Raw genomic sequence first — 13,827 nt, forward strand, 5'->3', positions numbered from 1 at the left:
ACCCTCCGGCAGACGCACGACATGCCGTGATTTCTACGTTCCACCGGTAACCCCATTCAGGTTCTGACGAGACTTGCCACTGCGGAAATTGCCACCGCTTAAAAGGAAGGCGGCGAGCGCGAGGGCGGCGGCGAGCGCGGCGGCCATGACGCCGACGGCGCCCTCCAGCCCGAGCCCCGACCACAGCACACCGAAGGCCCAGGAGGCGGCCATCGCCGCGAGGGCCTGCCCGGTCTGCACGACGGCGAGGCCGGTGGCCCGCTGCTCCTCGGGCAGCAGCGGGCCGGCGAGCGCGCTCACCACCCCGTCCGTCGCCGCGTAGCCGAGCCCGCGCAGCAGGAGCACGGCCACCAGGAAGGCTGGATGGTGCCCGACGATCACCAGGACATAACAGGCCAGCAGCGCGCCGTACCCGCCGATGACGACCGGTGTCCGGCCGATCCGGTCGGCGAGCCGCCCGAACGGCACGGCCGCGAGGAGGTAGGCGGCCGACATCGCGACGGGCAGCAGCGGCAGCCAGCTCGCCGCGATGTCGAGCCGCTTCAGCAGGAGCAGGTAGAGGAACGCGTCGCTGATCGTGGCGAGCGACAGCGGCACGACCGCTGCGAGCACCCGGCGGAAGGGTCCGGGCCCGAGCAGCCGGGCGGCCTCCCGCAGCGAGACCGCGCGGCGTCCGACTTCCCCGGAGGGCTCGCGGACGAACAGCACGAGCACCAGCACGCCCAGCACGGCGACGCAGAAGCTGGTCACGAAGACCGCGTCGTAGGTCCCGAGCGCCAGCGAGAGCACGCCGAACGCGGCGAGCGGGCCGATGAGGGCGCCGGCGGTGTCGAGCGCCCGATGGACGCCGAAGGCCCGCCCCTGCGCCTCGGGCGGCACGCTCAGCGAGATCATCGCGTCGCGCGGGGCCGTGCGGAGCCCCTTGCCCGCGCGGTCCACGCCGATGACCAGCCCGAGCAGCGGCACCGAGCGCCCGGCGGCGAGGAAGCCCAGCTTGGTTACCGCCGAGAGGCCGTAGCCCGTGCCCGCCACGGCCTTGCGCCAGCGGAACCGGTCCGCGACGTGCCCGCCCACGAGGCGCAGCACGGCGGTCGCGCCCGTGTAGACGCCGTCGAGCACGCCGAACTGGACAGTGCTCATCCCCAGGCCGAAGACGAAGTAGAGCGGCAGGACGGCGGTGACCATCTCGGACGAGATGTCGGTCAGCAGGCTGACCATTCCGAGGGCCAGGACGTTGCCGGTGACGACCCGCAGGCGCGCGGCTCCCCCGGACGTGTCGGCGGGCCGGTCCCCCGCGCGCGCGTCGGACAGGTACATCAGGCCGCCAGCGAGGGCCAGGCGGCGTGGAGCGCGTCCCGCCAGTCCCGGATCGGGGGCAGCCCGGCGTCCGCCCAGCGGCCGTGACCGAGCACGCTACTGGCCGGGCGCGGGGCGGGCCTGGGGAAGGCCTCCGAGGCGACCGGGCGGACCCGGTCCGGATCGGCGCCCAGCAGGGCGAAGACCTCTCGGGCCAGGCCGTGCCAGGTGGTGCTCCCCGAACTGGTGCCGTGGTAGATCCCCGCGGGCGCGCCCGCCTCGACCAGCGCGACGATCTGCCGGGCGAGGTCGGCCGTCCAGGTGGGCTGGCCGTGCTGGTCGTTGACGACGTCGACCGTCTCGCGCTCGCCGGCGAGCCTGATCATCGTCCGGACGAAGTTGGGGCCGGCCGCGCCGTACAGCCACGCGGTGCGGACCACGTAGCCGGTCTCCGGCAGGGTCTTGACCACCGCGTGCTCTCCGGCCAGCTTCGTGCGACCGTAGGCGTTGAGCGGCATGGTCGGCGCGTCCTCGGCGTACGGCTCGCGCCCACCGCCGTCGAAGACGTAGTCGGTGGACGGCTGCACCAGCCACGCGCCGGCGTCGAGACATGCCTCGGCGAGCACCTGTACGGCGGAGCCGTTTACGGCCAGCGCCTCGTCCTCGCGCGTCTCGGCGTCGTCCACGGCGGTCCAGGCGGCGCAGTTGACCACCGCGCCGGGCCGGAGCTCACGGACGGCCCGCCGGACGGCCTCGGCGTCGCGGAGGTCGAGCCCCGCCCGGTCCAGGGGCGTGACGTCGTGCCGCCCGGCCCGCAGCACGGCCACGAGGTCGGTGCCGAGCATGCCACCGGCTCCGGTGATCAGCCATCGGGTCATCGCTTCGCTCTCGGGGGGTCGGAGAGGTACAGGAGATCAGGAGTGCGCGGCCTTGAGGGGCCGCCACCAGTCGGCGTTGTCGGCGTACCAGCGGACGGTGGCCGCGAGGCCCTCGTCGAACGGCGTGCGGGCCTGGAAGCCCAGGGCCCTGAGCTTGGCGTCGTCGAGCGAGTAGCGACGGTCGTGACCCTTGCGGTCGGTGACCCGCTCGACCATGTCCCAGCCCACGCCCAGCGCGTCCAGCAGCCTCCCGGTCAGCTCCACGTTGGTCAGCTCCGCCGTACCGGCGATGTGGTAGATCTCGCCCGGCCTGCCGGCCTCCGCGACGAGACGGATCCCGCGGCAGTGGTCGTCGACGTGGACCCAGTCCCTTACGTTGCCGCCGTCACCATATAACGGGACTTTTCGTCCTTCGAGGAGATTGGTGATGAAAAGCGGGATCACCTTCTCCGGGTACTGGTAGGGCCCGTAGTTGTTGCCACATCGGGTGATCGACACCGGAAGCCCGTAGGTGACCGCGTAGGCGCGGGCGATCATGTCCCCGCCCGCCTTGGCCGCCGCGTACGGCGAGCGTGGGGCCAGCGGAGCGGACTCGTCCCACGAGCCGGACTCGATCGACCCGTAGACCTCGTCGGTCGAGACCTGCACGACCTTGGGGACGCGCGCGTCCAGGCAGGCCTGCATGAGGGCCTGCGTGCCGAGGACGTTGGTGCGCGTGAACGCCGCCGCCCCCTCGATCGACCTGTCGACGTGGGACTCGGCCGCGAAGTTGATGACGAGGTCGTGGCCGGGGACCACGTGCGCCAGCAGCTCGGTGTCGCAGATGTCTCCGTGCACGAAGTCGTACGCCCCGGAGACCGGCTCCAGGTTGGCCAGGTTGCCCGCGTACGTGAGCCCGTCCAGCACGGTGATCTTCTCGCCTGTCTCCGCGATGGCCGTGCGCACGTAGTGGGAACCGATGAACCCGGCGCCGCCGGTGACGAGCACTCTCATTGGGAAATCTGGACCTTACTGTGATCGCCGAGCACGAGCCGGTGCGCCCGTGGCGTGTTGGGGGCGGGGGTGACCTCGACATCGTGGCCGATCAGCGAGGCCTCGATCCGGCGCACCCCCTTGATGGACGAGCGGGCCAGCACGATCGAATACTCGATCTCACTGCCGCTCACGTGGCAGTCCGTGGCGACGGAAGTGAAGGGGCCGATATAGGAGCCCGCGATCACCGTCCCGGCACCGATGATGACGGGGCCGACGATCCGTGACCCGCGCACCAGCGCGCCGGCCTCGATGACCACGCGGCCGATGAGCTCGCAGTCGCGGACGTCGCCGTCCACGCGAGGCTCCATCGACTCCAGCACGAGGCGGTTGACCTCCAGCATGTCGGCGACGTTGCCCGTGTCCTTCCAGTAGCCCGTGATGAGCGTGGACTGGACGCCGCGGCCCGAGTCGATGAGCCACTGGATGGCGTCGGTGATCTCCAGCTCTCCCCGCCAGGACGGCTTGAGCTTGGCCACGGCCTCGTGGACGGCCGGAGTGAACAGATAGACGCCGACCATGGCGAGGTCGCTCTTGGGCTCGCGCGGCTTCTCCTCCAGGCCGACGACCCTGCCGTCCGCGTCGATCTCGGCCACGCCGAACTGGCGCGGGTCCGGGACCCTCGTCAGCATGATCTGCGCGCTCGGCCGCTCCGTGCGGAAGCGCTCGACCAGCTCGCTGATCCCGCCGACGATGAAGTTGTCGCCGAGGTACATCACGAAGTCGTCGTCGCCCAGGTAGTCGCGGGCGATCAGTACGGCGTGCGCCAGCCCGAGGGGGGACTCCTGGCGGAGGTAGGTGATCTCCAGGCCGAACGCCGAGCCGTCCCCCACGGCGGCCTCGATCTCGGCGTGGGTGTCCCCCACCACGATCCCGGCCTCGCGGATCCCCGCCGACGCGATGGCCTCCAGGCCGTAGAACAGGACGGGCTTGTTGGCGACCGGCACGAGCTGCTTCGCCCGGGTGTGCGTGATGGGACGCAGCCGGGTGCCGGAGCCGCCCGCCAGAACGAGGGCCTTCACGTCAGTAGGCTCCTTCTCCGCGAGTGACGGCCGACCAGGTCTTCCACAGCACCTGGAGGTCCAGCATGAGGGACCAGTTCTCGACATAGCGCAGGTCGAGCCGGACCGACTCCTCCCACGACAGGTCGGACCGGCCGCTGACCTGCCACAGGCCGGTCATCCCCGGCTTGACGACCAGGCGGCGGCGGACGTCCGTGCCGTACTGCTCGACCTCGGCGGGGAGCGGCGGGCGCGGACCGACGAGCGACATCTCCCCGCGCACCACGTTGAGCAGTTGCGGCAACTCGTCCAGGGAGTAGCGACGGAGCAACCCGCCGACCTTGGTGATTCTTGGATCGTTCCTAATCTTGAACAGCACCCCGTCTGACTCGTTGTCGTCAAGCAGCACCTGCTTGAGCCGCTCGGCGTCGGCCACCATCGTGCGGAACTTCAGAACCTGGAACTCGCGGCCGTGCCTGCCGACCCGCGTCTGGCGGAACAGCGCCGGGCCGGGGGTGGTCGCCCGGATGATCAGGGCGATGGCCAGCATGGGCACGGCCAGGACGACCAGCGCGGCGGCTGCCACGACCTTGTCGAAGGCGCTCTTCACGAACTGGCGCATGCCGGCGATGTCGGGGTGCTCCACATGTAGCAGCGGCATGCCGGCGACGGGGCGGACGCTGATTCGCGGCCCGGCGACGTCCATGAGGGCCGGGGCGACGAACAGGTCGGCGCCTCTCGACTCGATCCCCCAGGCGAGGCGGCGCAGGGCCGTGCCGTCCAGTTCGGGGCAGGCGAGCACCGCCACCGCGTCGGCCGCGACCTTGTCCACCACCGCCGGGACGTCGCCGAAGTCGCCGAGCACCGGCACGCCGTCGACGTCGAACCGCTGGTTCCGGTACTGCCCGTCAGGCAGGCACACCGCGACGACCCGCATGCCGTGGTACGGCTGCCGCCTGAACTGCATGACGAGGTCCATGACGGACGCACGGTGCCCCACGGCCACGACCCGCCGCATGTGCTGGCCCTTGGCGCGTAACCGGTGCAGCCGCTTGCGCATCCGGTGGCGGAACACCAGCGTGAGGACCGTGGCGAGCGGCAGCATCGCCATGACGTAGCTCCGGGCCACCATGGTCTGCGTCACGTAGGCCCCGATGGCGATCACGGCGATCAGTCCCACGCCGCCCTCGGTGACTGCGCGGAACTCGTCCGCGCCCTCTCCGTGGGCCCGCCTGCGGTATCCGCCCGCCATCCCCATGATCCCCGGCCAGAGGAGGGTCAGGGCCAGCCCGAAGAGGAGGTCGTACGTGGGGATGTACGCGCCCAGCCTGAGCCGGGTCACCTCGACGCCGGCGAAGGCGAGCATGGCGCACATCAGGTCTCCCACCTTGAGGACCCTGAAGTACGACCGCGTCGACATGCTCGCGGGAATCCGCACGTCAACGTCACTGGGGAGCACCCGTATCTCGGGCAGCCCCAATCGCGTTTCCATCTACCACGCCCCTACTCGCTGGACTGTGCAGGAGATTGACGCATATGGAGCCACCCTGGTTCACATGAAACCCATGCGTTTCAAAGGCATCTCGCCCAGGTCGATCCTAGAGAGTGACCGATCGGTAGGGAACGCAGGTCACTGTCCACAATCGGTCGCGGTGAAGCTATCGGAAGCGCTTGACGGAACGGTCCAAAGATGTCCGGCTTACCGGGCCGATGGGCCGAGTTTTGACACTGTTCGCCCATTAGCCAAGATCACTTTCTTGCGGGACACCCTCGTGGGCTACGGTCTCCTGGATCGGCCCGCCCCCCCTCCCAAGGTGACCCGTGACGACCTCAGATGAAACCTCCGGCGACGTCGAGCCGCCCCGGCGATCCACCCGGCGGCGCAAGGTTCTGATCATCGCGACCCTCATCGTCCTCCTGCCGCTCGCCGCCGCGTTCGCGCTGGTCATGCAGCGGCAGTGGGTCTACGACGGCAACATCCGGCGCGTCCAGCAGGTCTTCCCCGAGGAGGGTGACCGGCCGGCCAAAGTCGTCGGGGAAGCCCAGAACTGGCTGGTGATCGGGGCCGACCGGCGTCCCGGCGAGGCGGGCTTCCAGCGGTCGGACAGCATCATGATCGCGCACATCCCCGCCGATCGGAAGAAGGTCTTCGTCATCGGGGTCCCGAGGGACTCCTACGTCACCATCCCCGGCCACGGCAAGGACAAGATCAACGCGGCGTACGCCTTCGGGGGCCCAAAGCTGCTGATCAGGACCGTCGAGAAGCTGACCGGCGTACGGATCGATCATTTCGCCGCGCTCGACTTCAACGGGTTCGTCACGATGAGCAAGGCGCTCGGCGGGGTCGACATCTACGTGGAGCGCGAGGTCCACGACCCGATGAACGACGTCACCTGGCCGCAGGGAAATGTTCACCTCGAAGGCGAGCGCGCCCTGCTTTTCGTCCGGCAGCGTTACAACCTCCCGGGCGGGGATTTCGACCGCATCAAACGGCAGCAGGCCTTCCTCAGGGCGATGGGGGAAAAGGCGATAAGTAAGGGAACTCTGACCGACCCGCTCGCACTCGACGCCTTTCTTCAGGCTTTGACGAAATCCATAACGGTGGATTCGGGCGTGACGATCGGCACGCTGCGCGACCTGGCGCTCGAACTGCGGGATGTCCGGGGCGGCGACCTGATGTCCGCCACGGTCCCCGTCAAGGGCACCGGCATGGTGAAGGGCGCCAGCATCGTGCGGCTCGACCCGGCCGCCTGTGCGCGCCTGTTCGCCGCGATCAGGAACGACACCCTCGAAACCCACCTGGCGGATTTCGGCGGCGAGAACGACACTTCCCTCGTGAGGTAAGGCGCGGCCGCCCCCTACATTCGGACCCCCTACATTCGGACCATGTCCGTACGCATCGACCGGCGGGGCCCGGTCACAACCGTGATCCTGCACCGGCCCGAGGTCCGCAACGCGGTCGACGGGCCGACGGCGGCGGCCCTGGCCGCGGCGTTCCGCGAGTTCGACGCCGACGAGAGCTCCTCGGTCGCCGTGCTGTGGGGCGAGGGCGGCACGTTCTGCTCGGGCGCCGACCTCCACGCGATCGGCACCGAGCGCGGCAACCGGGTCGAGCCGGACGGCGACGGCCCCATGGGGCCGACCAGGACGCGCCTGTCCAAGCCGGTCATCGCGGCGGTGGAGGGCTACGCCGTCGCGGGCGGTCTGGAGCTCGCCCTCTGGTGCGATCTTCGGGTGGCCGCCGAGGACGCCACCTTCGGCGTGTTCTGCCGCAGGTGGGGAGTCCCTCTCATCGACGGCGGCACGGTACGGCTGCCGCGCCTCATCGGGACGGGCCGGGCGCTCGACCTCATCCTGACCGGCCGTGCCGTACCGGCGGGGGAGGCTCTGGACATCGGGCTGGTCAACCGGGTGGTCCCGGCCGGGACGTCGAGGGAGGCCGCGGAGGAGCTGGCCGCCCACCTGGCCACGCTCCCGCAGGCGTGCATGCGCGGCGACCGGCTCTCCGCGCTGGAGCAGGAGGGGCTGACGGAGGAGGAGGCCCTGGCCGCCGAGTTCCGGTACGGCCTGTCGTCGCTGCGGGCGGACACCCTCGCGGGCGTCGAGCGTTTCCGTGCCGGAGCCGGCCGGCACGGCGCCCGGACAACCACCTAGAAACCTGGGAGCAGTGCTCCTGAGCGGGTCAGTCGTATTCGAGGTCGGGTAGGGGCGACGGCGGGTCGGGGCTCCGCCATACGACGACATATCCGTCGTTGGCGCTCTCGAAGGCCGTGCTCAGCCGGTCGAGGTCGAAATCAGGCAGGTACCGGAGGCGTGCCAGGAAGGTCGCGTCGGTCGCCGACCGGGGGACCACGCACCCCTCACCGTCACGGTCGAGCAGGACTATCAGGACGTCGGCCCGTCCGTCGGCCGGCGTCAGGCCGCCGACCCGGACCTCGACGACGTCCTCCCACGCGAGAGCTTCGACGCTGCCGTCGGCGTAATGACGGGTGACGCCTTCCTCGGTGACATAGACATAGGTATCCGGCACTGGGTTGCCGTGCATGGGCGCGATTGTGACCACTCGGGGGCGTCCCGTGCAAGAGAACCCCGGAGAAGAAGATTCAGGATTCGCGCCACCGCAGATGGTCCCTGACGGCCTGTTTCGCCGCGTCGGCAGGGCCCCGGGCGATCACTTGGAGCAGCTCGCGGTGCTCGGCCGCCAGCTCCTGCCGGTCTTCGTAGGCGTCGCGGAGCCCCACGAGACCGAGACGGGTCTCCGCGGCGAGGGCACCATAGAGGCGGCCCAGGCGGGGGCTCCCGACGGCCACGATGAGCGCCTCGTGCAGCGCCATGTGCTCGGCCACCACGGCGGCCCAGGGCGCGTCGGGCGGCAGGCCGTCGAGGCGGTCCAGCGCGGCCTCGGCCCCGGCCACCCGGCGCCCGGCGAGGGCCTCCGCCATCAGTTCCTCCAGGGGCCGCCTGACGTACATCAGGTCGGCGAGGTCCTCGGCCGTGACCTCCGGGACGTGGGCGCTGCGGTTGCGCTCCCGCCGGAGCAGCCCCTCGTGGACGAGGACGGCCAGCGCCTCCCGGACCGTGGGCCTCGCCACGCCGTACCGGGCGGAGAGCTCCTGCTCGGGCAGGGCCGCGCCGGGGCCGATGTCCCCGGACAGCACGCGCTCCCGGAGAGCGGCGGCGAGCGCCTCGACGGTGGAGACGGGCCTGAGCGTGGTCACGCCGCCGAGCCTAGACGCGCGGGCGCGGGCTTCCGCTCGGAGGCGGCCCTGCCGGGAACGGCCACGACGGCCAGGCTGAGCGCGAGAAGCACGAGACCTCCCCACGAGACCGCCGGCAGGTGCTCGTGCAGCACGATGAGGCCGAGCAGCGCCGCCACCGCGGGCTCGGCCAGCGCGAGCGTGGCCGCCGTCGCCACGGGCGTTGTGCGCAGGCCCCTGCCGTACAGCAGGTAGGCGAGCGCCGTCGTCGCGCAGCCCAGGTAGAGCGCGGTCAGCAGGCCGCGCGGCTCGGCCAGCCAGCCGGGGCCGGTCATGACCAGGACGGGCAGCATGATGACGGCGGCGCCGCCGAACAGCACGCCCATGACGGCGGCGGAGTCCATGCCCTCGCCTATGGCCCGGGCGGCGATCACGGCGTAGAGGGCGTAGAGCAACCCGCCGAGCAGGGCGAGCCCGATCCCCTCTGCGTCCGCGCCGCCCGCGCCGCCACCGGTGATCAGAAGGGCGCATCCGGCGATGGCGGCCGCCGTGGCGAGGGCCCAGCGGCGGCTCGGCGGCCGCCGGTCGGTGAGCCAGGACAGCAGGCCGGTGAAGACGGGTCCGCTGCCGATGGCCACCACGGTCCCGATGGCGACCCCCGTCCGGTCGACCGCGGCGAAGAAGGCCAGCTGGTACGCCGCCACGGCCCCCGCCCCCACACCCATTGTGATGATCATGCGCGGGTTCCCCCGCCTCCCCCTCCCCACGCCGTGATCATGCACAGATTCCCGCGCACCGGCCTTCACCTGCGGCTCAGCGGTTCGTGATCGTGCGAGTACGGCGACCAGAGCGAGCACCGCTCCCCCGATCACGAGACGGGCGGCCGCCAGCGAGACGGAGTCGGCGGCGGCCACGGCCCCGGCGGTGCCGGCCGTACCCCAGAGGACGGCGGCGGCCACGACGGCGAGCGGGCCGGAGGGTCGCAGAGTCATGGGCAGATTGTCTGACAACCAGACATGATGCGCAAGCGCGTCGAATCCGCCGTGGAGCGACGGGGGCCACAAATACAACGGGGATGACAGCGCCGAAGGCGCCAAGCAACTCCGGTACTGAAAGTTGTTACTGGAGATCCTTGGTTCGACTGCCAGGCAATTGCTAGGGTTTCGCCACAATTAACACAGTGGCATCGGACGGGCAGGTCTCATGGCTGGCCGGAAACGCTCTATTCGTTTCAAGATTTTCGCGATCCTGCTGGTCCCGGTGACCGCTCTCGTGGTGATCTGGGGGTTCGCCGCCACGCTGACGATCCAGGGTGGCCTCGAGCTGCTCAGGATCCAGACGATCTACAACGACGTCGTCCTCCCGACGAGGGACCTGCTGACGGAGCTGCAGAACGAACGGCTGATGTCCGCCACCTACCTCGGCACGAACACCACGCTGCACACCGAGCTCGACGCCCAGCGCCACCGGACCGACGCGGTGGCCGACACGCTGATCCGTGTGTCGCAGCAGGCGCGGGACGACACCCCCGGACCCATGTGGGACCGGCTCCAGGAGCTCATCCGGCAGATGGGCAAGATCCAGGACCTGCGGCGCCAGATCGACGAGCGCGGCCTCTCGCGGCTGAACGCCATCGAAAGGTACAGCGACCTCGCGGAGGTCGGCTTCCAGACCTACGACCGGCTGATGATCTCGCCCAACCTCGATCTCGTCGAGCAGACCAAGGCCATCATCCTCATCACCCGCAGCCGCGAGATCGTGAGCCAGCAGTCGGCGCTGATCACGGGCGCCCTCGCCGCCGGGCGGATGACGCGAAGCGAGCACGACGCCTTCTCGGCCATGGTCGGCAAGCGCCGGATGCTCTTCCAGCTCGGCACCAGCCTGCTCGACGCCGAGCTGGTCAAGCCGTACGAGCGGCTGAGCACCACGCCGTCCTACACCTCGTTCGTGACGATGGAGAACACCATCGTCAGCCAGGTCCAGCCCGACAGGCCGCTGCCGGCGAGCGCGGCTCCCTGGCACAGGACCGCCGAGATGTGGATCATCAACCTCGCGGGGGTCGGCGCGAGCAAGACGCTCGCGGATCGCGCCGTCCCGCTCGCCAAGGGCGTGCTCTACCGCATCGGCATCGCGGGCGTCCTCGGCCTGATCGCGGTGGTCGCCACCGCGCTGATCTCCCTGCGGTTCGCCCGGAGCCTCACGGCCGAGCTCGTCGAGCTCCAGAGGGCGGCGCTCGAACTGGCCGACCGGCGGCTCCCGGCGATCGTCGACCGCCTGCGGCGGGGAGAGGACGTCGACGTCGCGGCCGAGACGCCGCCCATGCGCTCCGGTGGAGACACGGCCGAGGTGGAGAACGTCGGGAACGCCTTCACGTCCGTGCAGCACACCGCCATCGAGGCCGCCGTCGGGCAGGCCGAGCTGCGCAAGGGCGTCAACAGCGTCTTCCTCAACCTGGCCCGCCGCAGCCAGTCCCTGCTGCAGCGGCAGCTCTCCATGCTCGACGGGCTGGAACGGCAGGTCACCGATCCGGACGTGCTGGAGCAGCTGTTCGGCATCGACCACCTGACCACGCGCATGCGCCGGCACGCCGAGGGCCTCATCACGCTGTCCGGCGCCGCCCCCGGGCGCGGCTGGCGCAACCCGGTCAGCCTCTTCGACGTGGTCCGCGCGGCCGTCGAGGAGGTCGAGGACTACCTGCGGGTCAGCGTCGACGTGGCCCACGGCCCGGCGCTCGTCGGCGGCGCGGTCACCGACCTGGTCCACCTCCTGGCCGAGCTGGTCGAGAACGCGACGATCTACTCGCCGCCGCACACGCAGGTCTTCGTCCACGGCGAGCTCGTCGCCCGGGGCTTCGCGCTGGAAATCGAGGACCGCGGCCTCGGCATCGCCGCCGAGGAGATGGCCCAGTTCAACGAACGGCTCGCCGACCCGCCCGAGTTCAACCTGGCCGACAGCGACCGGCTCGGCCTGTTCGTCGTCGGACTGCTCGCCAAGCGTCACGGCATCCGCGTCTCCCTTCGGACCTCCCCGTACGGTGGCACCAGCGCGATCGTGCTTCTCCCGCAGGAGCTCGTGGTCGAGAACGCCGAGGGCGACTACTCCGTCGAGCCGCTGGTCCCGCCGCAGCCCACGCCCCCGCCCGCCCTCACTCTCACGCCGATCGCCGATGACATCCCGGTCACCCAGGCCGCGCCGGTCGCACAGGTCGCCGACCCTGTGGAGGCCGCCGAGCTCGCCACGCTGGCCGGGCTCGCCGACCGCACCAGCATGACCGGCATCGCCGACATCGCCGCCGAGGACTCCCTGCCCCGGCGCGTACGGCAGGCGAACCTGGCACCGCAGCTCCGCGAGGAGCGTCGCGATGTCTTCTCCTCGTTCCAGGCAGGGTGGCAGCGCGCGCAGGAGGAGTCATGACAGAAGAGGACTTCGGCCCCTTACTCCGCCCCTACACGCTGACCCGCGGCCGGACCCGCCCGACCGGCCCCGAGTTCGACCTGATGACCATCATCAGGACGGCGCCGTCCGCCTACGGGCGTACGGCGGGGCTCGCGCCGGAGCATCTCCGGATCCTTCACATCTGCCAGAGCCCGTCCTCGGTGGCCGACCTGGCATCGGACATCGGCCTGTCGCTCAACGTCGTCCGCATCCTCCTCAGCGATCTGCGCGACCAGGGGTTGATCACGGCCCGGCCGCAGGCCACGGTCGCGCAACTGCCCGAGGAGCGCATCCTCCGCGAGGTCATCCAGGGCCTCCGGGCGCTGTAACCGGTCGCGAGCCCCGAATCACGAGCCCCGAATCACGAGCCCCGAATCACGGGCCCGGAATCACGAGCCCCCGAAGGCTTCGATGAGCGAGCCGACGTGCCTGCGGGCCGGAGCGGTCAGCTCGTCGGCGTAGTGGTCCAGCAGGGCCACGAGCCGGTCCACGTCGTCCGTCTCGACCGGGGGAAGGTCGAGCCGGCTCTCCTCGTCGTCCAGCACGAGATCGCCCGTGATCGTGAACACGTCGTCGCCGACGCCGACGCGCACCTCGAAGACGAGCTCGTGACCGGGCAGCGTGACCTCCATGCCGAGCCGTACGGCACGGCCGGCCAGGTCGGAGATGGGCTCGGTGCGGACGTGCGGGAAGTAGTCCTGGGCGACCGACCTGCCCGCCTCCGTGAAGCGCGCCGCCGTGCGCATCAGCGCCCGCAGGAGCTCCGCGGCGGCCTTACTGTTGGCGTCCACCCCGGCAGGGTAGATCACGCAAAGGAGTCGACGAGGCAAATCATCGAGGTGGACGCGGATTTTCGGGAAAAGCGCAAGAAGGCGTGGCTAGGACCAGGGCGTGGATCATTGGAAGGCGTAGCACTCGACCTCGGCGCGGCGATAGGTCAGCCCGCTCTCCACGGAGTCCTTGACACAAGCCCGCTGCCTGGGGCTGAGCGTCAGCTCTCCGCACACGGTGACGCTGGAGTACGTACGGCAGTCGAGTGAAGGGTTCCGCGCGCCGATGAAGTACTTCTGCTCGACCTCCGACCGGCACTGCGCCCGGGCGCTGGGCGTGTCCGCGTAGCGGCACTGGCTCATCAGGATGTGGTACTGAGCCCTGCTGACCTCTTGCTGCTGACCACCCTCGCCTCCGGCAGCGACCGTCCCGAGCATGGTCATCGCAGCGAGCGCGGCGACAGCGACGATCTTCTTCATAGCGTTCCCCCCACTACGTAAGTACCCGCCATGCCGAAATTCCGACCCTGGCGACATACCGGACATATCTCGCGTTATCCGCTTACTCCGGTATTGGCGGCGCGGCGTTCTGTCATAAGAAAGTCGACGCCGTTACTACTTTAGGCAAATAAGCGATTACTCAGTGTGACCGAACATGATCAGGGGTACGTGTGGTTGCGGATCCGACCGCGTGGGCTCGCGTGGCGGCCGAAACACA

The 13,827-nt window shown here is 70.2% G+C and carries 14 protein-coding genes; 4 read left to right on the plus strand and 10 right to left on the minus strand.

The genetic code is table 11. From position 1 onward, the window contains the following. Positions 1-33: 33 nt before the first annotated feature. From ABH927_RS04195 to ABH927_RS04215, 5 genes are read right to left on the minus strand one after another with little or no spacing between them, the layout of a single operon-like run. A complete protein-coding gene (locus ABH927_RS04195; RefSeq protein ID WP_370018199.1) occupies positions 34-1,317 on the minus strand; it encodes an MFS transporter in 1,284 nt (427 codons plus the stop codon). Next, complete coding sequence (gene rfbD, locus ABH927_RS04200; RefSeq protein WP_370018201.1) at positions 1,317-2,174, minus strand: dTDP-4-dehydrorhamnose reductase; 858 nt, start codon at positions 2,172-2,174, stop codon at positions 1,317-1,319. Before rfbD ends, ABH927_RS04195 begins: the two co-directional genes overlap by 1 nt. Positions 2,175-2,210: 36 nt before the next feature. After that, a complete protein-coding gene (rfbB, locus tag ABH927_RS04205) occupies positions 2,211-3,167 on the minus strand; it encodes a dTDP-glucose 4,6-dehydratase (protein ID WP_370018203.1) in 957 nt (318 codons plus the stop codon). Continuing rightward, positions 3,164-4,228 carry a glucose-1-phosphate thymidylyltransferase gene (locus ABH927_RS04210; RefSeq protein ID WP_370018204.1) on the minus strand — a complete coding sequence of 355 codons (1,065 nt, stop codon included), beginning with the start codon at positions 4,226-4,228 and terminating at the stop codon, positions 3,164-3,166. The genes rfbB and ABH927_RS04210 overlap by 4 nt, the downstream gene beginning before the upstream one ends. A 1-nt stretch (position 4,229) precedes the next feature. Beyond that, positions 4,230-5,699: a sugar transferase gene (locus ABH927_RS04215; protein WP_370018205.1), complete on the minus strand. Its 1,470-nt coding sequence runs from the start codon at positions 5,697-5,699 to the stop codon at positions 4,230-4,232. A 329-nt stretch (positions 5,700-6,028) separates the two neighbouring features. On the opposite strand from ABH927_RS04215, the gene ABH927_RS04220 reads away from it, so the two are divergent. Both ABH927_RS04220 and ABH927_RS04225 read left to right on the plus strand, forming a co-directional pair. After that, entirely contained in the window at positions 6,029-7,051 is a 1,023-nt protein-coding gene (locus ABH927_RS04220; RefSeq protein WP_370018206.1) for an LCP family protein, read from the plus strand. A gap of 42 nt (positions 7,052-7,093) precedes the next feature. After that, positions 7,094-7,861, plus strand: a complete 768-nt coding sequence (locus ABH927_RS04225) for a crotonase/enoyl-CoA hydratase family protein (protein ID WP_370018208.1) — start codon at positions 7,094-7,096, stop codon at positions 7,859-7,861. Between the two features lie 28 nt (positions 7,862-7,889). Here the strand turns inward: ABH927_RS04225 and ABH927_RS04230 are convergent, their stop codons facing one another. From ABH927_RS04230 to ABH927_RS04240, 3 genes are read right to left on the minus strand one after another with little or no spacing between them, the layout of a single operon-like run. Then, the gene (locus ABH927_RS04230) at positions 7,890-8,252 is read right to left on the minus strand and encodes a hypothetical protein (protein ID WP_370018209.1); all 363 of its coding nucleotides are present in this window, start codon (positions 8,250-8,252) and stop codon (positions 7,890-7,892) included. A gap of 58 nt (positions 8,253-8,310) precedes the next feature. Next, positions 8,311-8,925, minus strand: a complete 615-nt coding sequence (locus ABH927_RS04235) for a GntR family transcriptional regulator (protein WP_370018210.1) — start codon at positions 8,923-8,925, stop codon at positions 8,311-8,313. Further along, positions 8,922-9,896, minus strand: a complete 975-nt coding sequence (locus ABH927_RS04240; RefSeq protein ID WP_370018212.1) for a DMT family transporter — start codon at positions 9,894-9,896, stop codon at positions 8,922-8,924. The genes ABH927_RS04235 and ABH927_RS04240 overlap by 4 nt, the downstream gene beginning before the upstream one ends. 268 nt (positions 9,897-10,164) lie before the next feature. On the opposite strand from ABH927_RS04240, the gene ABH927_RS04245 reads away from it, so the two are divergent. Together ABH927_RS04245 and ABH927_RS04250 are read left to right on the plus strand one after the other, a co-directional pair. Then, positions 10,165-12,318, plus strand: coding sequence for a nitrate- and nitrite sensing domain-containing protein (locus ABH927_RS04245; protein WP_370018214.1), 2,154 nt, complete (start codon positions 10,165-10,167; stop codon positions 12,316-12,318). Then, entirely contained in the window at positions 12,315-12,668 is a 354-nt protein-coding gene (locus ABH927_RS04250) for a DUF742 domain-containing protein (protein ID WP_370018215.1), read from the plus strand. Before ABH927_RS04245 ends, ABH927_RS04250 begins: the two co-directional genes overlap by 4 nt. Before the next feature lie 60 nt (positions 12,669-12,728). On the opposite strand, the gene ABH927_RS04255 is transcribed toward ABH927_RS04250, so the two are convergent. Continuing rightward, the gene (locus tag ABH927_RS04255; protein WP_370018217.1) at positions 12,729-13,130 is read right to left on the minus strand and encodes a hypothetical protein; all 402 of its coding nucleotides are present in this window, start codon (positions 13,128-13,130) and stop codon (positions 12,729-12,731) included. A 105-nt stretch (positions 13,131-13,235) separates the two neighbouring features. After that, on the minus strand, positions 13,236-13,589 hold the full coding sequence (locus ABH927_RS04260; protein WP_370018219.1) for a hypothetical protein: 354 nt from the start codon (positions 13,587-13,589) through the stop codon (positions 13,236-13,238). Positions 13,590-13,827 lie beyond the last annotated feature (238 nt).

Source organism: Planotetraspora sp. GP83 (assembly GCF_041262585.1).
Taxonomy (GTDB): domain Bacteria; phylum Actinomycetota; class Actinomycetes; order Streptosporangiales; family Streptosporangiaceae; genus JAOEGB01.

Excerpts from the sequence above, each read along its gene's own strand:
- ABH927_RS04195 (WP_370018199.1), bottom strand. The coding sequence starts at position 1,317 with ATGTACCTGTCCGACGCGCGCGCGGGGGACCGGCCCGCCGACACGTCC.
- rfbD (WP_370018201.1), bottom strand. The coding sequence starts at position 2,174 with ATGACCCGATGGCTGATCACCGGAGCCGGTGGCATGCTCGGCACCGAC.
- rfbB (WP_370018203.1), bottom strand. The coding sequence starts at position 3,167 with ATGAGAGTGCTCGTCACCGGCGGCGCCGGGTTCATCGGTTCCCACTAC.
- ABH927_RS04215 (WP_370018205.1), bottom strand. The coding sequence starts at position 5,699 with ATGGAAACGCGATTGGGGCTGCCCGAGATACGGGTGCTCCCCAGTGAC.
- ABH927_RS04225 (WP_370018208.1), top strand. The coding sequence starts at position 7,094 with ATGTCCGTACGCATCGACCGGCGGGGCCCGGTCACAACCGTGATCCTG.
- ABH927_RS04230 (WP_370018209.1), bottom strand. The coding sequence starts at position 8,252 with ATGCACGGCAACCCAGTGCCGGATACCTATGTCTATGTCACCGAGGAA.
- ABH927_RS04240 (WP_370018212.1), bottom strand. The coding sequence starts at position 9,896 with ATGACTCTGCGACCCTCCGGCCCGCTCGCCGTCGTGGCCGCCGCCGTC.
- ABH927_RS04250 (WP_370018215.1), top strand. The coding sequence starts at position 12,315 with ATGACAGAAGAGGACTTCGGCCCCTTACTCCGCCCCTACACGCTGACC.
- ABH927_RS04260 (WP_370018219.1), bottom strand. The coding sequence starts at position 13,589 with ATGAAGAAGATCGTCGCTGTCGCCGCGCTCGCTGCGATGACCATGCTC.